Here is an 18793-nt window from a genome sequence, read left to right on the forward strand (position 1 = left end):
TTGCACATAAATCATTATTAATAGGACAAATTTCTATTCCTATTATTTTTTATTTACCCAAACATCAACGTGGCGGTTGATATGCTTGTGTCCTGCTTGCTTGTAGCCATTTGGCAAGTGCTTCTTGGCATTAGCCTTATCAAACTTATTTTTGGTTTTGTTAATGTTAGCACGCTTGATAATCTTGCCGCCCTTACCAACGTAGAGTACAAGCTTGCCATAATCAGTTGCCTTAGTCCTCTTACCACTGACGAAGATGTCTAAGTGCTTAGCAACCTTTCTGTAGCTAGTCATCTTGTAGCCCTTCGGTTGATGCTTTCTTGATAAGCGGCCAACAAATTTCTTACTGAACTTCTGGCCTTCCTTAACTACAACGTAAACACGCTTTACGATGCGCCCTTTCTTATCAATGAAGAGAACCATTTGGCGATGAGTCTTGACAATATTGATATAGATTGGATGCTTAGCACTGATAATGAACTTGCCTTCCTTCCAGGCCTTTTCCAGATCCATATCAAGAACGTAGCCCTTTGGCATGTTGTTCTTAATGATTTCCTTAACCTTAGCAAGTGGGATAGTTTCGCCTTCCTTGCCACTGATTGGGAAGCCTGCAATCTCGTGACCATGATCAGTGAAGATCACACTAGTGGTAATCGTTGCTGGAGTCGTCGGAGCTGGCTGTGTTGGTTCTTCTGGAACATAAACTGGCTCTTCTGATTCTGGAACCACAATTGTGGTACGGATTGGATTGCTGTGAGTTCCATCTGGGTAATCAACAATGATATCAACTGGATGACTGCCCGGAGTTGTAGTATCTGGAACTGGACCAGTTGGATCAATTCTAGTATGAGAACCACTTGGAACTGAGTCTGGGTCTACGCCTGGAACTGGATCGGATGGTGTCGAATCGGTAATATGACTTGGATCTTCACCCGGAGTTACAGGAATTGGACGAGGTAGTGGAGTGTTGTTCTCATTATCTGGAACATGAGCACTAGTTAAGTTAAGTTTGATGCCGACCATTTCACTGGTGCCATCGCCCCAATTGATCTTGATCCATGCATTGTCTGAATTACCTGCTGTAGTTACGGTATTGAAGTCCGCATTCGTCATTGCTGTAGTTCCATCTGCGTCCTTGTACCAACTGTAGCTGATATTGTCGCCAAACTTGCTTGCCAAATCGCTGTTATTGCTGATTTGGTTCTTAGCTGCTGGACTTGTTGTGCCGCCATAAACTGTATGAGTTAAATCTGCTCCATTACCGCCGATGACGTGGACATTCAAGTCGAGCGTTGCTCTGGTGCCATCATGGTAGTTAATCGTTAACTGCTCTGCGTGGTCGCCGGCTGTTGCTGTGCTTGGAACATTCCAGCCACTAATTGTGTAGGTGTCTGCTCCACTTGCTACTGCCTGACCTTGGCCATCTGTCACTTTTACTACTTGATCGACCGCTGGTACTGTGCCGTTGACGTGGACATAAACATTGTCACCATCGACATAGAACTGTTGTCCATCTGGATCTTCTGGATTTACTGGATGTCTGCCTGGATGTCTGCCTGGATGTCTGCCTGGATCGACTGTGCCTGGGTGGTGGTTGGCGGCGTCGCTAGGAATAATCAAAGCTACTGAAACATTGTAAACTTTATGACCGTTAGCAAGAGTTACATCATTTTGACCGCCAGTATAAGTATTATTATCAGCTAGTTGAACTTGCACATTAGCATTTTGATGTTGAACCTCAGTAGGTTCCAAAAGGTCTGGATGATCATGTATATAAATCAAGCCACTCACACTATAGCTTTGACCCTCTGGTTCAGATCTACCATTCCAATTTAAGAGATCTTGTCCTTCATTTTCACCATTCTTAATAGTGATTGATGGAGTAGCTACATTAGTACCATCTTCATTAAAAGTAATAGCATTTTGATCGGTCTTAGAAACTGCCTTAGCTATTACATGGTAAGTTATATCCCTTGTGAATGAAGAAGTAGAGTTATCAGTTGGATCCGTAAATACGACGTTGACAGTCCCTTTGTAACTACCATCGGTTTGCACGGTTGGGTTAACAGCCCATGTAACAGTCGGTTGCGGATCAGAAGCAGGAATAGTTATATCTAACGCAGCTTTAGCATCATTTTGTAATGAGGTCTGTGATCCATCCAAAACCTTAAAGTTATTCTTAGCTTTAACGTCATCACTATATTGGTCAGCTAAAGTCTTATTAACACGAATAAATACTGGGATAATTTGATAACCATCGGCAACGTTAGGATCAGTTGCATTCTTATAACTAACCTTAACATTAGTCTGAATAAGTTTATGGGAATTATCACCTAAAATATCTGTACCTGATCCAAACTCTGAAATAGGATTTCCTTGATCATCAGTAAACTCATAAGTAGGATGCCATTGTGAAAGCTGATCAGTATTACTAATTACGTTTTCTGCGTCTGAATCATCAGGCGTTTTAATATTCAAATAAATTGGGTTGTTTTGTGAATTTGGTTGGGATGGATCTGTATTACCATGCTTTACCTCTGCTGAAACAACATTAAGCTTAACAGGAACATAATCAATTGAGCCATCATGATAAGTTACTGCAATAGTAGCGTTACTACCATTAATCCCTACAGTGCCAACAGATGTATTAAGAGTAACATCACCATTAGCATCAACAGTAATTGCTCCTGCTTGTGAAGTTACAGGATTAGAATGTGGATTCGTTGGATCAAATGCATTATGACTAGATTCGGTAATAACCCCCTTAATCCATTTAATTCCTCTTATTACATTAGTATCATCATTATTTACGTTATATCCAGATGCTGATGGCTGAATACTAGAGTTTGTAATGTGAATATATGAAGAAGCATCTCCGAGTTTTTCAGTACCACCACTAATTGCATGAACAGTCACAACATCTGAAGTAGCATTATAACGTCCAGAATAAGATTGAAGAGCTGTTTGACTTTCACCAGCACTATAAACTAAATCATTAAAGGAGTTTCCTCGTGTTATCTCATGATATTCATCTTCACTAGAATATTTATATTCAGATGAATCACCTTTAGTAGGAACTTCAGCCAGCGGTGTTTTACCCCAAAATCCTGCTCCAGAAATGATAGTTCCGTTTCCAACAGAGCCTTGAATTCCAGAAACTTTCCATGAACCTTCTTCAGTATCAGATTTAAGGTATAATCCTGCATTTTGATTTGTATCAAAAGTTACTTTACTAGTATCAAAATTACCATTTTGAGTTTTAAGACTTATTAATTTTGGATTTTGTGCATAAATAGCAAGAGTACTATCCTGGTTGCCGGTAGTGTTAATCTTTAAAGATGATCCAGAATCAGCCGAAATAGATAATTTTCCAAAACTACTACTACGTCCCCTTTGCAAAACACCATTTTTACCGGAAATATTCAATTCGCTATTTCCTTGGAGATCTATATCTACATCAGTATTTCCTAAGAATCTAATGGGGGTAGTATCACCTGCATCAATATTAACTTTTGCACCAGTATAAATTGTAAAGGGCATTGGAGAATCAAGGTGTGAACCCAGTCCTAGAGCAGATGAACCATTTCCTTTAATATCTACCTGAGAATTAGATCCAAAAGTTATGCCCCTATTCATTTCAATAGGTCTATTCCATACGCAAATAAAAGGATCCCCATTGTTATAGCTTGCTCTTAGCGTTCCATTTATCGTAAGTCCTCGTCCATAATATAAAGGGATCGGTAAAGGACTATCTGATACTAAGCTACCATTTATAGTTAAATTTTCCCCTCTAAAGATAGGACTATTAGCACTATTGTTGGCTGACTCAATCTTATTAAAACCTGTAAAACTTACAGAAGAAGAATCAACATCAATACCACTTATAAATCTTCCAGTTAAATTCTTAAAAATAACGTTATTAAAACTAACTGATAATCCATCAGCTACTGCAGTATCATTAATACACATTGACCGATTTGAAACATCAATAGTAACATCATCAAACCCTAAACTAGCATTTGAAGTTACAATACTACAATAATTAGAAAATGTTAATTTATGTCCTTCTCCATAAATAGTTAAGTGATTTTTAGCATCTTCTATCGAACTTGATATACTAATATCATGAGTCAGATAGATTGCAATAGTTGTACTATCAGTCACTGCACGTCTAAAATCATCGTCAGTGGAAATAGTTTGTAAAAATGAGCCATTATTTAAATAGGTATTGTTTACTTGTAAATTAGTCAATAAAGAATTCAAATCATGGCTTACATTAGCAAATTGGCTTGGATCAAAGGTTTGGCTTTCGTGTCCTTCAGTCTCGTTATTCCCAGTAGTTGAACCACCGTCAGTTGGGTTGCTTCTCAAGATAGAAGTAATCTTTTTACCATCAACTTGTGCTGCGTAGTAACGATTAAATAATGCTTGACCCTTTTCCAAGATGGCATCAATTTGACTAACTTGGTCAGTAGTCAACTTATGACCTGAAGTTAGGTCTTCAAGATCCATAGCCTTCTTCATAGCAGCTTCAAGATCATCTGCAGCTGAAGTTACATGGACATCGTTAACAGTACCTGTTTCATCTGCCTTAGCAACTTCGTTAGCTTTGGCCTCAGTATCAGTCTTTTTAGCATCTGACTTTTGCTCAGCTTGCTTTTTATCTGCAGAATTCCCGTCTATCTTTGGCTTTGCAGCAGTATCTGTAGTAGAAGTAGTTTGGGTTTCTTTTGAAGAAGTGACAACATCCTTAGTCTTGTCTGTAACAAGTTGAGATGCGTCATCTTTCTTTTCATTAGAAGTCTTAACTTGAGTCTCAGGTTGTGCCTTAACTGCACTGTCATTAACTGTTAATGAACTTGCATCATTCTTAGCGGTTTGATTTACTTGTTCATTTTTAGTTGATTCAACTGCATTTGGCGTAACTTGAGGCTTTTCCTTTTGCTCATTTGCATTATTGCTATTGTTATTAGCAGCTGCCTTTACCTCTTCAGTAGCTGGCTTGGACCCAGGTGTTACTACATCAGCTTGAACAGTTTGGATTCCTAATCCCATAAAGGCAAAACCAATCAGCACACTGGCTGCACCAATACTTAACTTACGAATGGAGAAACGTTCTTTCTTATTTTGATCCTCCATCTGGCGTAGCCGTTCCTTGAAATTATTTTTTCCTAACATTAATAAGTCCTCCTGGAAAAATTAATCTTTTACGCAAGCAAAAAGTGGCCGCAAGTTATTTTTCGCGTCCACGACAAAAAGCACCAGTTCCCAAGGCGAAACTAAGTGCTTTCTTTGATTGCTTATTAATTTTTTCCGGGGACGGAGTACGACCGTTTAATGCTCTAGAACCCTTGTCAGGCTTAAGCAGATAGCGGAGCGCACCCCCCCCATTCTGATTTTTGCACTGAAAGCTTTATTTACAGCACAAGCAAGATCGGTTGCTTGATTTAATTTTAATACATCCATATCTTGCTCATCCCTTCTAAATAACTCTCAACACCTGTATTATCACTTTTGTTATTAAAAAAGTAAAGGGCATTATTTAATTTCTTTGTATAGTTTTTCAGAAAAAATAAAGAGACTGGCATTTTTGCATAATACAATCAGGCCTTCTGTGATATTTTCTATACGAAATCTTTTTCTTTCATAAATGCTATATTATAGGCATTATTTGATAGATTTTTGCTAGTTATTCTCTCAGTTATTTCAAATAATATATACGCAGCAAGTAAATAACTAAAAAATAGTAAAAAATTTTTTGGAAATGACCTCTATCATGCAAAAAAGACCGCCTACACGGCGATCTTTTCCACTTATCCTATAAATCACTAATATGGAAAATTTGATTTTCTAGTGTTCTTAAACTGTATTCGCCATCTTTAATGTATTTTTGGTGGTAAGCAACCGTCAAATAAATGTCATCTGGTGCCTTAACATGAATACTTTCCATTTCGCTGTAGCGATCAGGCAAATCAATGCCATCAATCATTGCCACTTGCCAATTATCACTATTAGTTTCACCCCATGGGAATTTAATAATCTTGCGTGACCAAGTAGTTACTTCACCAGTTAGATGATTAATTGATGGCGACAATTGATTAGAAATATAAATATTTTTATCATCATCAATGGCGTAGCCTTGAACTGAATCGATCATTTGTGATGTTTCTTCACTTGGAGCGACGCTTGGGTGATCAAAATCATCAATATGAAAAGCACTCAGACAATGCAAGTCAGTAATTGGCGTATTAGTTGTACCATTTTCATCTAATTTTTGGTTAACTTCATTTAAATCATATAAGGCAAAATGACCTGAATCGTCATTCCAAATTGCTGCAATCAGCAAATATTTTCCATTTGGTGAAACAGATGCTTCTACTCTATGCAAATGATTATGGCCATCATAAGCTACATCTGTTGCATGATTTAAGTGCGACAAACGTGGCAACTGTGTATTAGAAGTATAATTTTCTGTCAAAAGTCTAGGATATTTTACCCGCGCAATTTGTGTAGTCCAATTGCCTGAATTTGGCTTAGCGCCAACAAAATATTCATCATTGTCATTAGCGGGCACCCAAGTTTGAGTATGACCAAAACCAGTCATCACTAAATGTGGTTCAGTGTAGTCAATATTTTTAGTTAGACCTTCATGCTTGCGATAAACTAGCACATCATGAGCACTATGTAATAATTGCAAAGCAAAAACATGATTATCAATCACGGCACCAACTTGTGCTACCACATGATGCATCCCATTTAAGCGATAAACTAATTCAGGCGTAATATTTTTTACCATTTTATTATCTTCTTTCTCTAACTTCCAGACATAATCAATTATAACCTATCCTCAAATATCTTTAGAAAAATTGGATTGACTTTTTTCTTTATTCTTTTCATAATTAGATTAATTTTTTTGGAGGAGAAAAATTAATGAAACGAAGAATTATGACCTTGCTGCTCGGTGCAGCGACCGTTACGGCTTTATTTAGTTTTAACACTAATGTTCAGGCTGCTTCCGATCCTACCATCCGAGCTACACAATACAATATGAGTATCAAGCTCAATACTCGCAAAAATCAATTAACTGAAAAAGTGACTATGAAAATCACTAACAATGATCAAAAGCCAGTTAAAAAATTATTGGTAAGAAATATTGCTCATGGTGTACTAGCATATGACCACCAACATTTTAAATCCACTAAAAATGCTAACACAACAGTTAAAAGCATTACCGCAGATGGACAGCACCTTTCTTACCATACTGGCAAAGACAAAAGCAATTTATTTGTTAACAAAAAATTAGCTCAGGGACAAACTACTAATTTAACTATTAACGTCGTCACCGATGTTCCCAAGAGACAAGATCGTTTCGGCTATCAAAGTATTAACAAAGGGAAAGTCTACAATCTTTCTTTTTGCTTCCCATATCTAAGTGATTTCCGCAATGGTAAATGGAATTACCATCCTTATTATGATCAAGGCGAAAACCGCAATACTGCCGTCAGCAATTTTCACGTTAACTTCTTCGCTCCCAAATCATATAAGGTAGCAGCAAGTGGTCAAAACAAAACTAAAAATGGTCGAACCACTATTACTGCAAAAAATATGAGAGACTTTGCTATCGTTGCCTCCAACAAATTCAAAGTTGATCATATTTATACTAATGGCGTTAGAGTCAACAATTATTATTTTGCGGGCAAAAGCAGTAAAAATTACAATAAGTTAGCATTACTAACTGCTAAAGACAGTTTCAACATTTTTACTAAAAAGATTGGTGCATACCCTTACCATGAATTAGATATGACCGAAGGCCTTTTAGGTAAAGATACCGGTGGCATGGAATATCCTGGACTAATTATGATCGATGCTAGCGGTTTTGTTACAAATTCAAATAAGAAAAAAGCAGCTAAACCAAAAAAGACCAGTAAAAAGAAAAAGGTTGTAACAGCACCTATCGAATTATCTAAATATTCAGAATTAACCGAAGATGTATCACATGAAATTGGTCACCAATGGTTCTATGCCACTGTCGGCAATGATGAATATATGGAACCCTGGCTTGATGAAGGATTAACTAATTTCCTTGAAAATGGTGTTTATGATCTAACTTATACTAAGAGTAAAGCTCTAGCAGCTAAATTAGAAGATGCAAGTAAGTTTTATACTCGCAAAAATGTTAAACGCGTCGACCAATTAGTTCAAGACCAAGCTAAAAGTTTCGTTAAGAATAAACAAAAGGCTTACTTCATTAATCGTCCTTTAAATAATCCACCTAAGGGTGTAGATACCGATGCCATGGCTTATGAAGGTGGAAGCGGTTTTCCTGCACTTTTAATGGGAATTATGGGTAAACAAAAATTCTTTGCGGCACTGCATGAATACTATGAAACCTATAAATTTAAGCAAGCAACTACGCAAGACTTTTTAAATATTATTCGTCAGTATGACAATTCTGCTAATGTAAATTACATTATCAAACAATTCATTGATCCAGCATATTTAAGATAAACAAAAGCAACACTGCTATTTCAGTAGTGTTGCTTTTTATTGTTTAGAACTAATTATATTTACTTTTTACAGCCATTTTTCAAAAGCATCTTCATACTTAGGAATATCACCTGCACCCATAAAGACAATGACTGAATTCTTATTCTTAGTCAAGTCAGCAATATTGTCTAAGTCAATTACTTCTGAGCCAGGAATATTCTTAACCAAGTCCTCACTTGAAATATCACCGTTAGCTTCACGAGCTGAAGCATAGATTGGAGTTACGTAAGCTTTATCAACGTCACGCAAGATTTCTTCGAAGTCTTTTTGATACTTCTTAGTTCTTGAGAAAGTATGCGGTTGGAAAACAACAACCAACTTTTTATCTGGGAACTTTTGACGAGCAGCTTGAATAGTTGCTCGCATTTCGGTTGGGTGGTGAGCATAATCATCGATTACCGCAATATCGCCAAAGTCTTTTTCACTAAATCTCCGCTTAGCACCCTTAAAGGTCAACATCCCTTCACGAATGTCATCCATTGGTACCTTTTCAGTATAAGCAACAGCAATTACTGCAGTGGCGTTCAAGATGCTGTGGTCACCAAATAAGTGAATTTCAAATTCACCTAAATCTTTATCATGTGCTAAAACATGGAACTTAGAACCAGTAGTTGATTTCTTAATATCAACTGCTTGAAAGTCATCGGTATCCTTGAAGCCATAAGTGTACTTAGGAATGTCAGTCTTCAAACTTTGCAAACGTTTGTCGTCACCCCAAACAAAGAGCGCCTTCTTAGTTTGGTCAGCGGCTGATTGGAATGCACTAGTGTAGTCAGCTTGATCCTTGAAGTAATCTGGGTGGTCAAAGTCAATGTTAGTCATGATTTGGTAATCTGGGTGATATGCCAAAAAGTGACGACGATATTCATCAGCTTCATAAACAAAGAAACGTGAATCTGCCACGCCCTTACCGCGACCATCACCGATTAAGTATGAAGTTGGAGCAACTTCACCTAAGACGTGTGATAAAAGACTGGTAGTTGAAGTCTTGCCGTGAGTACCTGAAATACCAATTGAAGTATGCATTTGCACAATTTCTTCAACAGTATCTGGATATGATTGCCACTTAACACCCTTTTCAAGGCAAGCTTTAACTTCTGGATTGTCTTCTTTAAAAGCATTCCCTTTAACAATTACTTGTTCATCATTGCTCTTGATGTTATCCGGGTTAAAGTTTTTAACATCAATGCCCACATTTTCAAGTGGCACTTGCGTAAAGGTATATTTTTCAATGTCACTACCTGCTACATCATATCCTAAGTCATGTAAAAGCAAGGCAAGGGATGCCATCCCTGTACCTTTGATACCAATGAACCAAATTTGTTTATTTTTATCTAACATTATTTGTCCCTCGAAATTTCAACGTTTTTATTCGTTAACTATTTTAACATTGTTTGTATGATATAATTTTGAAAAATTACAGAAAGGCGAAAGATATGAAATTCGATAAATTTTCTCCCGTAACCAGCAATGACTTAATGGTCGTTCAAGGGCAATCACGCTATGGCGTTGACTGCCAAGATTCCGCAATCGATATTTACGATTTAACTTCCGAAAAATACTGGCAAAAGTATCCCTTTCCAGGCAATCAGTTAATTTTCTTTGATTTTCAAACTAGTCAAAAATTTGAACCGATTCCAAGTAAAGAAAATCAATTTTTCTTTAGCGTGATTTTTCAAAGTGGCTATTTCTATTTTTCACATGCGTTACTTGACAAGGATTAGAAAGCATTATACTTGCTCTCTAATCCTTTAAATTTTTATTTTTCTGTAGCAAAATCGGAAAACTTTAGCAGTACCTTTTTAGCACCACTTTCAGGAATTAAATAATATCTTGTCTTTTGATTACCTTTCCATCCCTCTGCAGGATAATATCCTGGTTTATGAGCCCACTTTTGATACACAGCAACACTAGGATACTGCTTGTCACTATTGTAGGCTTGGCGTGCCAAGTTCAAAATCTGTGCTGCTTCTATTGGCGTTAAATTATTGATATCCTTTACTTTAATCTTAGCACCTTTTAGATTTTTCTTGGCAAAATCAACTTGCCATAAAGCCTCTTTTACAGCAGCTTTAGTAGTATTTTTATCACTAGCAATAGCTCTAGCATTTTCTACTGCTTGATCATATAAACTACGGTTTACCCAATTTTCCAGCCGATACTTGATTGAAGCCTTAACACTATCTGCATCAGAAATTGCATTTGTCAGATTCTGCTTTTCCTCAGTTGTGGCTAAAGCACTATCTGCCTGAGCTTCTGCCTCGGTATTGCTAGTCCTGAGTTTGCGACCACTAATTGTCACATCACTGGCTTTTACATAGAGGTCGCTAATAGCAGTATTTTGACGATCATCTTCAGCCCCGGCTTTATAAACCAAAGAATTTTGTACATGGTAATATAATTCAGCTTTATGATCCTTGGCGTTCCAGAGATAAAGCTTCTGGTTAACGGCTAATTCATCACCAGTAAATTTATATTCGACCTTTTCACCATTTACGTTATAAAAAGCAGCATGATCTTTCTTAAAGTTAGCCACAGTATAATGTAACTCACCATAATCCTGACGTTCAAGATACTGCTTAGCCAAAACGGCATTGCCAACACCACCGTCGCCACTCCAAACATATGGCGTCTCTGGATAACTTTCTTCATAGAGTCCTGTCTCAATGAAAACCGGATTCTTGCCACCTTTTACCCGATAATAAGCGTCGGTAAAGTCGCCCATTCCAGTTGTAACCAGCTGGTCAGCTGTCACAGTTTGGCCTTTCTTATACAGCTTATCAATCATTTGTAAATCTTTATTGTAAGCATATGTATCTGCAACGATCTTAATTTTGATAGGACCTTTGGTATAAAGAGCATTACCGCTAATGGCATTCACATTATTGGCTTTAATATATTTATTTTTGCCAATTCTAAAGTAATAGTTGCCTTTAATCTTATAATTTTTAATTGAACGAATACTATTCTCATCAGTAATACAGAAATATTGCCTATTTTTATTTTCAACCTTGCCAACATATGGTACTAATTGTCCTGCCTTGATTATTTGTTTTTGCCGCTGACCACGAGAATTATAAACAGAACTATTTTGAGAGACGAACAAGACGCCTTTGCCATTAACTTTAGCTATTTAATCACTCTGAATATAAATATTTTTACCAATATTATAGTAAGTATAAGGCTTGCGGTAATATTCGTCACGAACGCCTGACTTAATTTTGGTGTTAGCGGTCAAGTAGGCACGTTTGCCTCGAAAAGTCTTTAACCTTTTACCATTTTTTTCGTAAATATATGAATTGCGCGTAAGTACATATGTATTGTCCCTCACATATGCATTATCTTGTTTGATATATCCGCCATCACCTAAATAGTAATAATTATCTTGATTAATTATATATGGTGTAGTCGCATTAACGTAAATCACTTTATCGCCTTTAGTTAAAATAGGCTTGCCATAAAATTTATAATTCTTAATTTTGATGCTTTTATTGGCATTAATAAATTTACCTTTTTGCCTAATATATGGCAGGATAGTTTTATCATAACTGCTGTGAAGGGTGATACTTTGTGCATGAACCGTTTGATTTGTTAGTAGTCCCAGCGAAATTGCTGCTAAGACAGCTACTGCCCTGGATGAAATTTTACTATTGAGACGCATTTTTCCACACTCCTTGTGGTTTAACTAATTTGTTATGGTTCTATTATACTTTGATTTAATTATTTCCAGAACGAAAAAAGCGTTGAGAAAATCCCAACACTTCTTTCATTCATTAAAATTATAAAGTGATTTCACCACTAGCAATCAATTCATCACACTTAGTTGGTTCAAATTCTGCACCTACTTCAAAACTATCTGGTACAACCATGATACCGCGCTTTTGTGGTGCGTGTGGCAAGCCTAATTCACGGGCTGAGCAAATCATACCATATGAATCAACGCCGCGTAATTCACCTGGCCAAATTTGTGCACCATTTGGCATCAAAGTACCTGGAAGAGCAACAACAACCTTTTGACCTTGAGCAATGTTAGGAGCACCACAAACGATTTGATGTTCTTCACCGTCAGCTACTTCAACAGTAGTTACATGAAGGTGATCTGAATCTGGGTGCTTTTCACAAGTTTTAACGTAGCCATAAACCAAAGTTGGCTTGCCATATGCTAACTTATCAGCAAAACCAACTTCGTCAAGCTTCTTGTTAAGAGCTGCAAGTTCATCATCCGAGAGCTTAACTGGGCCATTGGGCAACTTGTCAAAGTCAATCAACTTATCAACGTTGAAGAAATTGTAGCCAATTGTCTTGCCTTCATCATTAGTTACGCGAGTAACATCTTCTTTTTCTTCAAATGAGCTACGACCTTCATCGTGGCCTAAAATAACGATCAAAGTGTTAGGATAAGCTTCTTTGTTAGTACTAGTAATCATGCTTTTCTATTTCTCCTTTTAGTCAAGTGATCGTAAAAAGTTTTCTACTTCATCTTTAGTTTTACGGTCCTTATTTACTAGTCTACCAATTTCTTTGCCATCTTGGTAGACAACAAATGAAGGAATTCCCATAATCATTAATTTTTTTGCTAAATCAATTGAGCCGTCGCGGTCAATTTCGTAGAATTTTGCATCAGCAAAATCTTTTTCAATTTCAGGCATAAATGGAGCAAGAAACTTGCAATCTGGGCACCAGTCAGCTGAGAATTCAAGCACAGTACGTCCTTCTTTAGTAATTTCCTTTAATTGATCTTCAGTTAATTCTTTAATCTTTTCCATTTTTCATACCTCATGCATTCTCTTACTTTTTATAAGTTAATATCATTATAACCGTTCTTTAGCTAAAACACCAGAAATTGAATTTGGCAATTACTTCTTTTCTTTAAATAGATAGCCACCCCAACGAACGGGTTTTTCAACAGTTGGCAAAATCATGAAGTAAAGCAGAAATAAATATCCAAATGGAATAACTGAAAGCCAGTACCACCAGCCTGTATGGTCAGTATCGTGCAATCTTCTTACGGTAAAACCAAGTTGACCTAATAGAATCCAAATAATAAGAAGATAGATAATTATTTGAATAATAACTGTACCAGTTGAAACGTGCGTTAATAAGAAGAATTCATTGCTTGAATAAGCCACGCCATCAATTGAATATGCCGTAGCTGAACATGCTGCTAAAATAACTAACAAAATAATTGTCCAAACATAAGCATACCAAAATCCACGACGAGTACTACGAGCATTCCACTTAAATGGCGCCGTAAACAACAGCTTAAATGCTTGTCCAAAAGTTGGTCTTGGAATATCAGACTTAGGTTCATGATATTCCTGTTCATAATAAGGTTTATCTTCCATAATTTTCCCTCCAAAATACAAAATCTTGCATACCTATTCTAAAACAAAACCACTAACATGATAAATTTTCCCTTTACTTGATTAAAAAACTCATCTTTTTAACACAAAAAACGTCTAAAGTTCATTAATATAACTCTAGACGTTTAAATTATTTTTCTACAAAACTTGCATGCAAAGCATAAATTGGATTACCTTTAGCCGCAAACTTATGCTCATATTCAGTTTCAATATTCTTTTCCACAATTTCTGGCTTTTCATGGTGAAGATCTACTGAGACAAAATCGAACTTCATGCCATAATTGTTCAAACTTTGAACAGAGTAGGCATACAAGCCTGCATTATCAGTCTTAAATTCAAGATGACCTACTGGCTTAAGTACTTGTTCATACTTGGCTAAAAAGCTCTTATAAGTCAAGCGACGCTTTTCATGACGTGTCTTTGGCCAAGGATCACTGAAATTCAAGTAAATGACATTAGTACTATTTTCTGGGAAAAAGCAGTTAATATCGGCTGCATCCCCACGCAAAATTTGTAAATTATCCAAGCCTTTTTCAAGCTTAGTCCGTAAAATAATCCCAGCAGCTGTAGTTTGTAATTCTAGTGCTACGTAATTTTTATCAGGATTTTGTTCAGCTAGTGTGGTAATAAAATGGCCTTTACCAGATCCAACTTCAATTTCAATTGGATGATCATTGCCAAATCTAGCTTGCCAATCAATTTTCTTGGCTGGATCTGGATTTTGCAATACGCTTTCTGGATGGTCATTAACGAGCTTTACAGCCCAAGGCTTATTTCTTAATCTCATATTCTCTTTTCCTTATCTAATCCCAAAATTCTTTTGATTCATCTTTTTAACGCGGTTAGGCAAATATGTTGCAACTACAATCAAGGTGAAGCCCAACAAAATTGCCATTGCTTCAAATAAACTGACATTAATTGGCAAAACAATCAGCCAGCAGATACTGATTAACAACCACTGAATGAATAATCCAATCGTCAAAACTTTAACTAAATCCTTGCCCCGATTTTGTCGTTCAATTGGATAAACGCGGTACATGAAGTTACGGTCAAACTCTGTTGCCATTGGCAATAATTGGTAAACTGTTAAGAAAATCACCAAGCAAGACAACCCTAGAGCCCAACGCCAGTCTTGTACTAGCCAAGATACCAAAATTGCAAAGACAGTCATTCTGACTAACAAGTTCAAATATTCTGGGTTTCTAAGTAATGATCTCCGGTATAAGAACAAGTTAGGATTTTCTTTAGCAATTGACTTAGGCAATAGAAAATCTAAATACTTTCTGCGTTTGATGGCAACTTGTTTTTCTGCTACATCAGTGAACATGCTGAAGATTGAATAAACGCGATCTTTTCTAGCTTTTTCACTTTCCGCAGCATAGCGCCAATCAAAAAGCATAGTTTTGTCCATTCTCTTGCCAAAAGTTAATTGAAAATTAGGCACAAGTAAAATACCTAAAACGCCAATTACGATGCCAATATATGAATAATATGCTGAAATAAGAGCCGCTAATAATGCTCCTAGACTAACGATGCTAAAACTAGCTTTTTTACCAAGATAAAGATTATTTTTCTCAATATCTAATTCAGTGACTTTAATTAACAGCATAGTTGCCACAAGCAAAATGTAGCTAAAGATATTAATCTCTGCCTTAATCGTAGCAAAAGGAAAAACAATACCTGCTAGCAAGATTTCTAAAATAAACGGTAATACCAAACTATAATGCTTCATCGGCTTTAGATATTGGTCCATTTGCTCATCTTGCGTAAACAAAAATTGCATATCTGCTTCTTTAATTAAAGTAACTAAATGACCCGCTAATAATGGCACCCACAGAATAAAACCAACTAATGGCCGATAAAACCACAAGTTGCTTGGCATGGTCTTCATTGCCTGGGCATACCAAAACATGAGTGCACCAAACAGAAAAATCAACGCTAAGATAAAGAAGTCGTTAAACACAAGCGTTAAATATTTAACTGATTGCTTGAGATTTTCACTCAATCTTTTTTTAGCTAACTCACGCATTGCTATGATCCTCTCTATTTAAAGTTAAATACAGCTTGTCGAATGGATCATCTGGCTTAAGACCATAGTGCTGACGAATTTCTTGTAAACTACCAATTACTTCAATCGTGCCATTATTTAATACAGCATAATTAGAGATCGCTTGTTGAGCATCAGCCAAAACGTGAGTAGTCATCAAGACCATTTTTCCATTAGCAATGGCTTTTTTTATCAAATCGATCAAGTTAGCTACAGCTAGTGGATCAAGACCGGTAAATGGCTCATCAATTACTAATAAGCTCGTATCGGCTAAAAAGGCGGAAACGATCATTACCTTTTGCCTCATCCCTTTTGAAAAGTGAATCGGCAGCCACCCTAGTTTGTCATCAAGTCTAAACATCTTAAGCAGTTCATGTGCTCGCTCCCAAGCCTTTTTTTCATCTAAATGGTAACTGAGCATGGTAAGTTCCAGATGTTCCTTTAGCGTCAATTCTGGATATAAAATTGGCGTTTCTGGAATATAAGCCACTTCACGCTTAAACTTGGTTGGCTGCTCAGTTAAAACCACATCATTCAAACTGATCTTGCCCTTCTGTGGTCTCAGCAGACCCAAAATATGCTTAATCGTAGTCGACTTACCTGCACCATTCAACCCAATTAAGCCAAGAGATTCACCAGGCTTAATTTCTAAATTAATGTCTTTAATAACCGGGACACCCGTATAGCCTCCCGTTAAATGTTCAATTTTTAATGTCATTTTTCCTATCTTTCTTTACTGAATTTATACATTTATTATGATAGCATGGATTTAATAGTAAACTAAAGTACAAGGATATGAGGTTTTATTATGGAAAATTTAGACAAAGATTGTTTATTCTGCAAAATTATCCGCGGTGAAATTCCTAGCTACACCGTTTTTGAAAATGACGATGTCAAAGCATTCTTAGATATTTCTCAAGTTAACCCAGGTCACACTCTTATGGTACCTAAAAAGCATATCGTTAACTTATTTGATTACACTAAGGAAGATGCACAACGTTACTTGCAGTATATCCCTGAAATTGCTAATGCGATCAAGGCAGCCTTCCCTAACGTAACTGCGATGAATATTACTACTAACAACGGTAAAGCTGCTAATCAAGTAGTAATGCACTCACATATTCACTTTATTCCTCGTTTTGAAGGCGATGGCTTGAAACTCATGACTCGTAACAACGCTGACAAATACGATGAAGCTAAATACAACGAAGTTGCTAACAAAATTAAGGCACAATTTTAGGGGTTAAAAATGAAACATTTCTTATTAGGCACAGTTTTTGGTGCAGCAGCCGGCTTAGTTTTTTCCTGTATGAAAGATAGCAATGGTAATCGACCAGGTAAGCCATTAAAAGATGAGTTCGAAGCAATTAAACATGAAAGCCAACGCTTTAATTCTGCCTTGCAAAAAGCTAAAAAGGCTAGTCAAGAATTAACTGAACAAATGCCAACTGCTGAACGTACAATTAGTGATATTAGTGATAGTGTTGAAAATTATTCCGACCATATTCAACCGATCGTTAATCGCATAGAGAAAAAGAGCGATGAATTGAACCAAGATTTGGAAAATATCGTGCCAGATACTAATTCGCAAGACACAAAGGACTAAGAAAAAAGAAAGAAAATTTGATTTTTCTGTGAAAATTCGTAATTTGAAAACGAAACGCTCTTTTTTATGGTATATTAATGAACAGTTACTTATTTAAGGATGTGGAGATATTATTTTTATGAAGAGTTATATGAAAAAAATTGCTGCAGTCGTTGCTGTAGCTGGCGTTGCATTATCAACTGCTGCTTGTTCCAACAGCGGCACTAAAGCTACCGTTGCTTCATACAAGGGTGGTAAGATCACTCAAGAACAATACTACGATGAAATGAAGAAGTCACAAGCTGGTAAGTCAACTTTGGCTAACATGATTATCAACCGCGCTTTGGAAGAACAATACGGCAAGTATGTTTCTCAAAAGAAAGTTGACAAGCAATACAACAACTACAAGAAGCAATATGGCTCACAATTTAGTGCTGTTTTACAACAAAACGGTATGACTGCTTCAAGCTTCAAGCAAAACTTAAAGACTAACCTGCTTTCTGAAGAAGCATTAAAGCACATTAAGAAGATTTCCAAGAAGCAAGAAGAACAAGCTTGGAAGAATTACCAACCTAAGGTAACTGTTCAACATATTTTAGTTGCTAAGAAATCAACTGCTCAAAGCATCATCAAGCAATTGAAGGATGGCAAGAGTTTTGCAAGTTTAGCCAAGAAATACTCACTTGATACTGCTACCAAGAATAAGGCTGGTAAGTTGCCATCATTCGACTCAACTGACAATACTTTAGACAGTTCATTCAAGACTGCTGCCTTCAAGCTTAAGACTGGTGAAGTTACTGAAAGCCCAGTTAAATCACAATCTGGTTACCACGTAATCAAGATGATTAGCCACCCAGCTAAGGGTAAGTTTGCTGACCACAAGAAGGCTATCGATGATCAAATTTACGCATCAATGGCTCAAGATCAAGCTATTATGAAAGACGTTATTGCTACCGTTTTGAAGAAGGCTGACGTGTCAATCAAAGATAGCGACTTGAAGGATGTATTATCATCATACATTTCAACTGGTGCTACTAAGTAATAGCTTTTATTAAACAAAAAATCGCCGAATTCATTTAAATTCGACGATTTTTTAACTTTTTCTAAAGCCATACTCCTTTTAAAAAATAATCCTCTCTTTTTACGTAATAAGTAATAGATACCACAAAGAAAGGATTATAATACTTGGATTATTTAGCAAAGAAACACGAATATACTTTTTGGAATAATAAGCGTTCCCTGGTTCGTGTT

The 18793-nt window shown here is 36.6% G+C and carries 16 protein-coding genes; 5 read left to right on the forward strand and 11 right to left on the reverse strand.

Going from position 1 to position 18793, the window contains the following annotated elements:
• Positions 1–42: 42 nt before the first annotated feature.
• Both Q0Y84_RS03830 and Q0Y84_RS03835 read right to left on the reverse strand, forming a co-directional pair.
• Positions 43–5178, reverse strand: a complete 5136-nt coding sequence (locus Q0Y84_RS03830) for a YSIRK-type signal peptide-containing protein (protein WP_297951059.1) — start codon at positions 5176–5178, stop codon at positions 43–45.
• Positions 5179–5818: 640 nt separating this feature from the next.
• Positions 5819–6796: a class III bacteriocin gene (locus Q0Y84_RS03835; protein ID WP_297951062.1), complete on the reverse strand. Its 978-nt coding sequence runs from the start codon at positions 6794–6796 to the stop codon at positions 5819–5821.
• 134 nt (positions 6797–6930) lie between these two features.
• Between Q0Y84_RS03835 and Q0Y84_RS03840 the strand changes: the two genes are divergently transcribed.
• Positions 6931–8508, forward strand: coding sequence for a M1 family metallopeptidase (locus tag Q0Y84_RS03840; protein ID WP_297951064.1), 1578 nt, complete (start codon positions 6931–6933; stop codon positions 8506–8508).
• A gap of 66 nt (positions 8509–8574) precedes the next feature.
• Here Q0Y84_RS03840 and murC read toward each other — a convergent pair whose 3' ends face one another.
• Positions 8575–9888: a UDP-N-acetylmuramate--L-alanine ligase gene (gene murC, locus Q0Y84_RS03845; protein WP_297951066.1), complete on the reverse strand. Its 1314-nt coding sequence runs from the start codon at positions 9886–9888 to the stop codon at positions 8575–8577.
• Between the two features lie 95 nt (positions 9889–9983).
• Here murC and Q0Y84_RS03850 point away from each other — a divergent pair, with 95 nt between their 5' ends.
• Positions 9984–10271, forward strand: coding sequence for a hypothetical protein (locus Q0Y84_RS03850; protein ID WP_297951070.1), 288 nt, complete (start codon positions 9984–9986; stop codon positions 10269–10271).
• Between the two features lie 35 nt (positions 10272–10306).
• Here the strand turns inward: Q0Y84_RS03850 and Q0Y84_RS03855 are convergent, their stop codons facing one another.
• From Q0Y84_RS03855 to Q0Y84_RS03890, 8 genes are all read right to left on the reverse strand, one after another.
• Positions 10307–11653, reverse strand: a complete 1347-nt coding sequence (locus Q0Y84_RS03855; RefSeq protein ID WP_297951072.1) for an SLAP domain-containing protein — start codon at positions 11651–11653, stop codon at positions 10307–10309.
• A gap of 27 nt (positions 11654–11680) precedes the next feature.
• Positions 11681–12208, reverse strand: coding sequence for an SLAP domain-containing protein (locus Q0Y84_RS03860; RefSeq protein WP_297951075.1), 528 nt, complete (start codon positions 12206–12208; stop codon positions 11681–11683).
• A gap of 118 nt (positions 12209–12326) precedes the next feature.
• Complete coding sequence (gene ytpR, locus Q0Y84_RS03865) at positions 12327–12974, reverse strand: YtpR family tRNA-binding protein (protein WP_297951077.1); 648 nt, start codon at positions 12972–12974, stop codon at positions 12327–12329.
• A gap of 18 nt (positions 12975–12992) precedes the next feature.
• Positions 12993–13313 carry a thioredoxin family protein gene (locus tag Q0Y84_RS03870; protein ID WP_297951080.1) on the reverse strand — a complete coding sequence of 107 codons (321 nt, stop codon included), beginning with the start codon at positions 13311–13313 and terminating at the stop codon, positions 12993–12995.
• A 90-nt stretch (positions 13314–13403) separates the two neighbouring features.
• Positions 13404–13892, reverse strand: coding sequence for a DUF805 domain-containing protein (locus Q0Y84_RS03875; RefSeq protein WP_297951082.1), 489 nt, complete (start codon positions 13890–13892; stop codon positions 13404–13406).
• A 148-nt stretch (positions 13893–14040) separates the two neighbouring features.
• Positions 14041–14697: a tRNA (guanosine(46)-N7)-methyltransferase TrmB gene (gene trmB / locus Q0Y84_RS03880; protein ID WP_297951084.1), complete on the reverse strand. Its 657-nt coding sequence runs from the start codon at positions 14695–14697 to the stop codon at positions 14041–14043.
• A 12-nt stretch (positions 14698–14709) separates the two neighbouring features.
• Complete coding sequence (locus Q0Y84_RS03885) at positions 14710–15939, reverse strand: ABC transporter permease (RefSeq protein ID WP_297951086.1); 1230 nt, start codon at positions 15937–15939, stop codon at positions 14710–14712.
• A complete protein-coding gene (locus Q0Y84_RS03890; protein ID WP_297951088.1) occupies positions 15932–16675 on the reverse strand; it encodes an ABC transporter ATP-binding protein in 744 nt (247 codons plus the stop codon). The genes Q0Y84_RS03885 and Q0Y84_RS03890 overlap by 8 nt, the downstream gene beginning before the upstream one ends.
• A gap of 90 nt (positions 16676–16765) precedes the next feature.
• On the opposite strand from Q0Y84_RS03890, the gene Q0Y84_RS03895 reads away from it, so the two are divergent.
• From Q0Y84_RS03895 to Q0Y84_RS03905, 3 genes are all read left to right on the forward strand, one after another.
• Positions 16766–17197: an HIT family protein gene (locus Q0Y84_RS03895; protein WP_005718109.1), complete on the forward strand. Its 432-nt coding sequence runs from the start codon at positions 16766–16768 to the stop codon at positions 17195–17197.
• A 9-nt stretch (positions 17198–17206) separates the two neighbouring features.
• Entirely contained in the window at positions 17207–17563 is a 357-nt protein-coding gene (locus Q0Y84_RS03900) for a YtxH domain-containing protein (RefSeq protein ID WP_297951106.1), read from the forward strand.
• Positions 17564–17681: 118 nt separating this feature from the next.
• Positions 17682–18584 (forward strand): peptidylprolyl isomerase PrsA, encoded by a 903-nt coding sequence (locus Q0Y84_RS03905; RefSeq protein ID WP_297951108.1) that lies wholly within the window; start codon positions 17682–17684, stop codon positions 18582–18584.
• Positions 18585–18793: the final 209 nt, after the last annotated feature.

Source organism: uncultured Lactobacillus sp. (assembly GCF_947367125.1).
Lineage (GTDB): Bacteria > Bacillota > Bacilli > Lactobacillales > Lactobacillaceae > Lactobacillus.

Excerpts from the sequence above, each read along its gene's own strand:
- Q0Y84_RS03830 (WP_297951059.1), bottom strand. The coding sequence starts at position 5,178 with ATGTTAGGAAAAAATAATTTCAAGGAACGGCTACGCCAGATGGAGGAT.
- Q0Y84_RS03835 (WP_297951062.1), bottom strand. The coding sequence starts at position 6,796 with ATGGTAAAAAATATTACGCCTGAATTAGTTTATCGCTTAAATGGGATG.
- Q0Y84_RS03840 (WP_297951064.1), top strand. The coding sequence starts at position 6,931 with ATGAAACGAAGAATTATGACCTTGCTGCTCGGTGCAGCGACCGTTACG.
- murC (WP_297951066.1), bottom strand. The coding sequence starts at position 9,888 with ATGTTAGATAAAAATAAACAAATTTGGTTCATTGGTATCAAAGGTACA.
- Q0Y84_RS03850 (WP_297951070.1), top strand. The coding sequence starts at position 9,984 with ATGAAATTCGATAAATTTTCTCCCGTAACCAGCAATGACTTAATGGTC.
- Q0Y84_RS03860 (WP_297951075.1), bottom strand. The coding sequence starts at position 12,208 with ATGCGTCTCAATAGTAAAATTTCATCCAGGGCAGTAGCTGTCTTAGCA.
- ytpR (WP_297951077.1), bottom strand. The coding sequence starts at position 12,974 with ATGATTACTAGTACTAACAAAGAAGCTTATCCTAACACTTTGATCGTT.
- Q0Y84_RS03870 (WP_297951080.1), bottom strand. The coding sequence starts at position 13,313 with ATGGAAAAGATTAAAGAATTAACTGAAGATCAATTAAAGGAAATTACT.
- Q0Y84_RS03875 (WP_297951082.1), bottom strand. The coding sequence starts at position 13,892 with ATGGAAGATAAACCTTATTATGAACAGGAATATCATGAACCTAAGTCT.
- trmB (WP_297951084.1), bottom strand. The coding sequence starts at position 14,697 with ATGAGATTAAGAAATAAGCCTTGGGCTGTAAAGCTCGTTAATGACCAT.
- Q0Y84_RS03885 (WP_297951086.1), bottom strand. The coding sequence starts at position 15,939 with ATGCGTGAGTTAGCTAAAAAAAGATTGAGTGAAAATCTCAAGCAATCA.
- Q0Y84_RS03890 (WP_297951088.1), bottom strand. The coding sequence starts at position 16,675 with ATGACATTAAAAATTGAACATTTAACGGGAGGCTATACGGGTGTCCCG.
- Q0Y84_RS03895 (WP_005718109.1), top strand. The coding sequence starts at position 16,766 with ATGGAAAATTTAGACAAAGATTGTTTATTCTGCAAAATTATCCGCGGT.
- Q0Y84_RS03900 (WP_297951106.1), top strand. The coding sequence starts at position 17,207 with ATGAAACATTTCTTATTAGGCACAGTTTTTGGTGCAGCAGCCGGCTTA.
- Q0Y84_RS03905 (WP_297951108.1), top strand. The coding sequence starts at position 17,682 with ATGAAGAGTTATATGAAAAAAATTGCTGCAGTCGTTGCTGTAGCTGGC.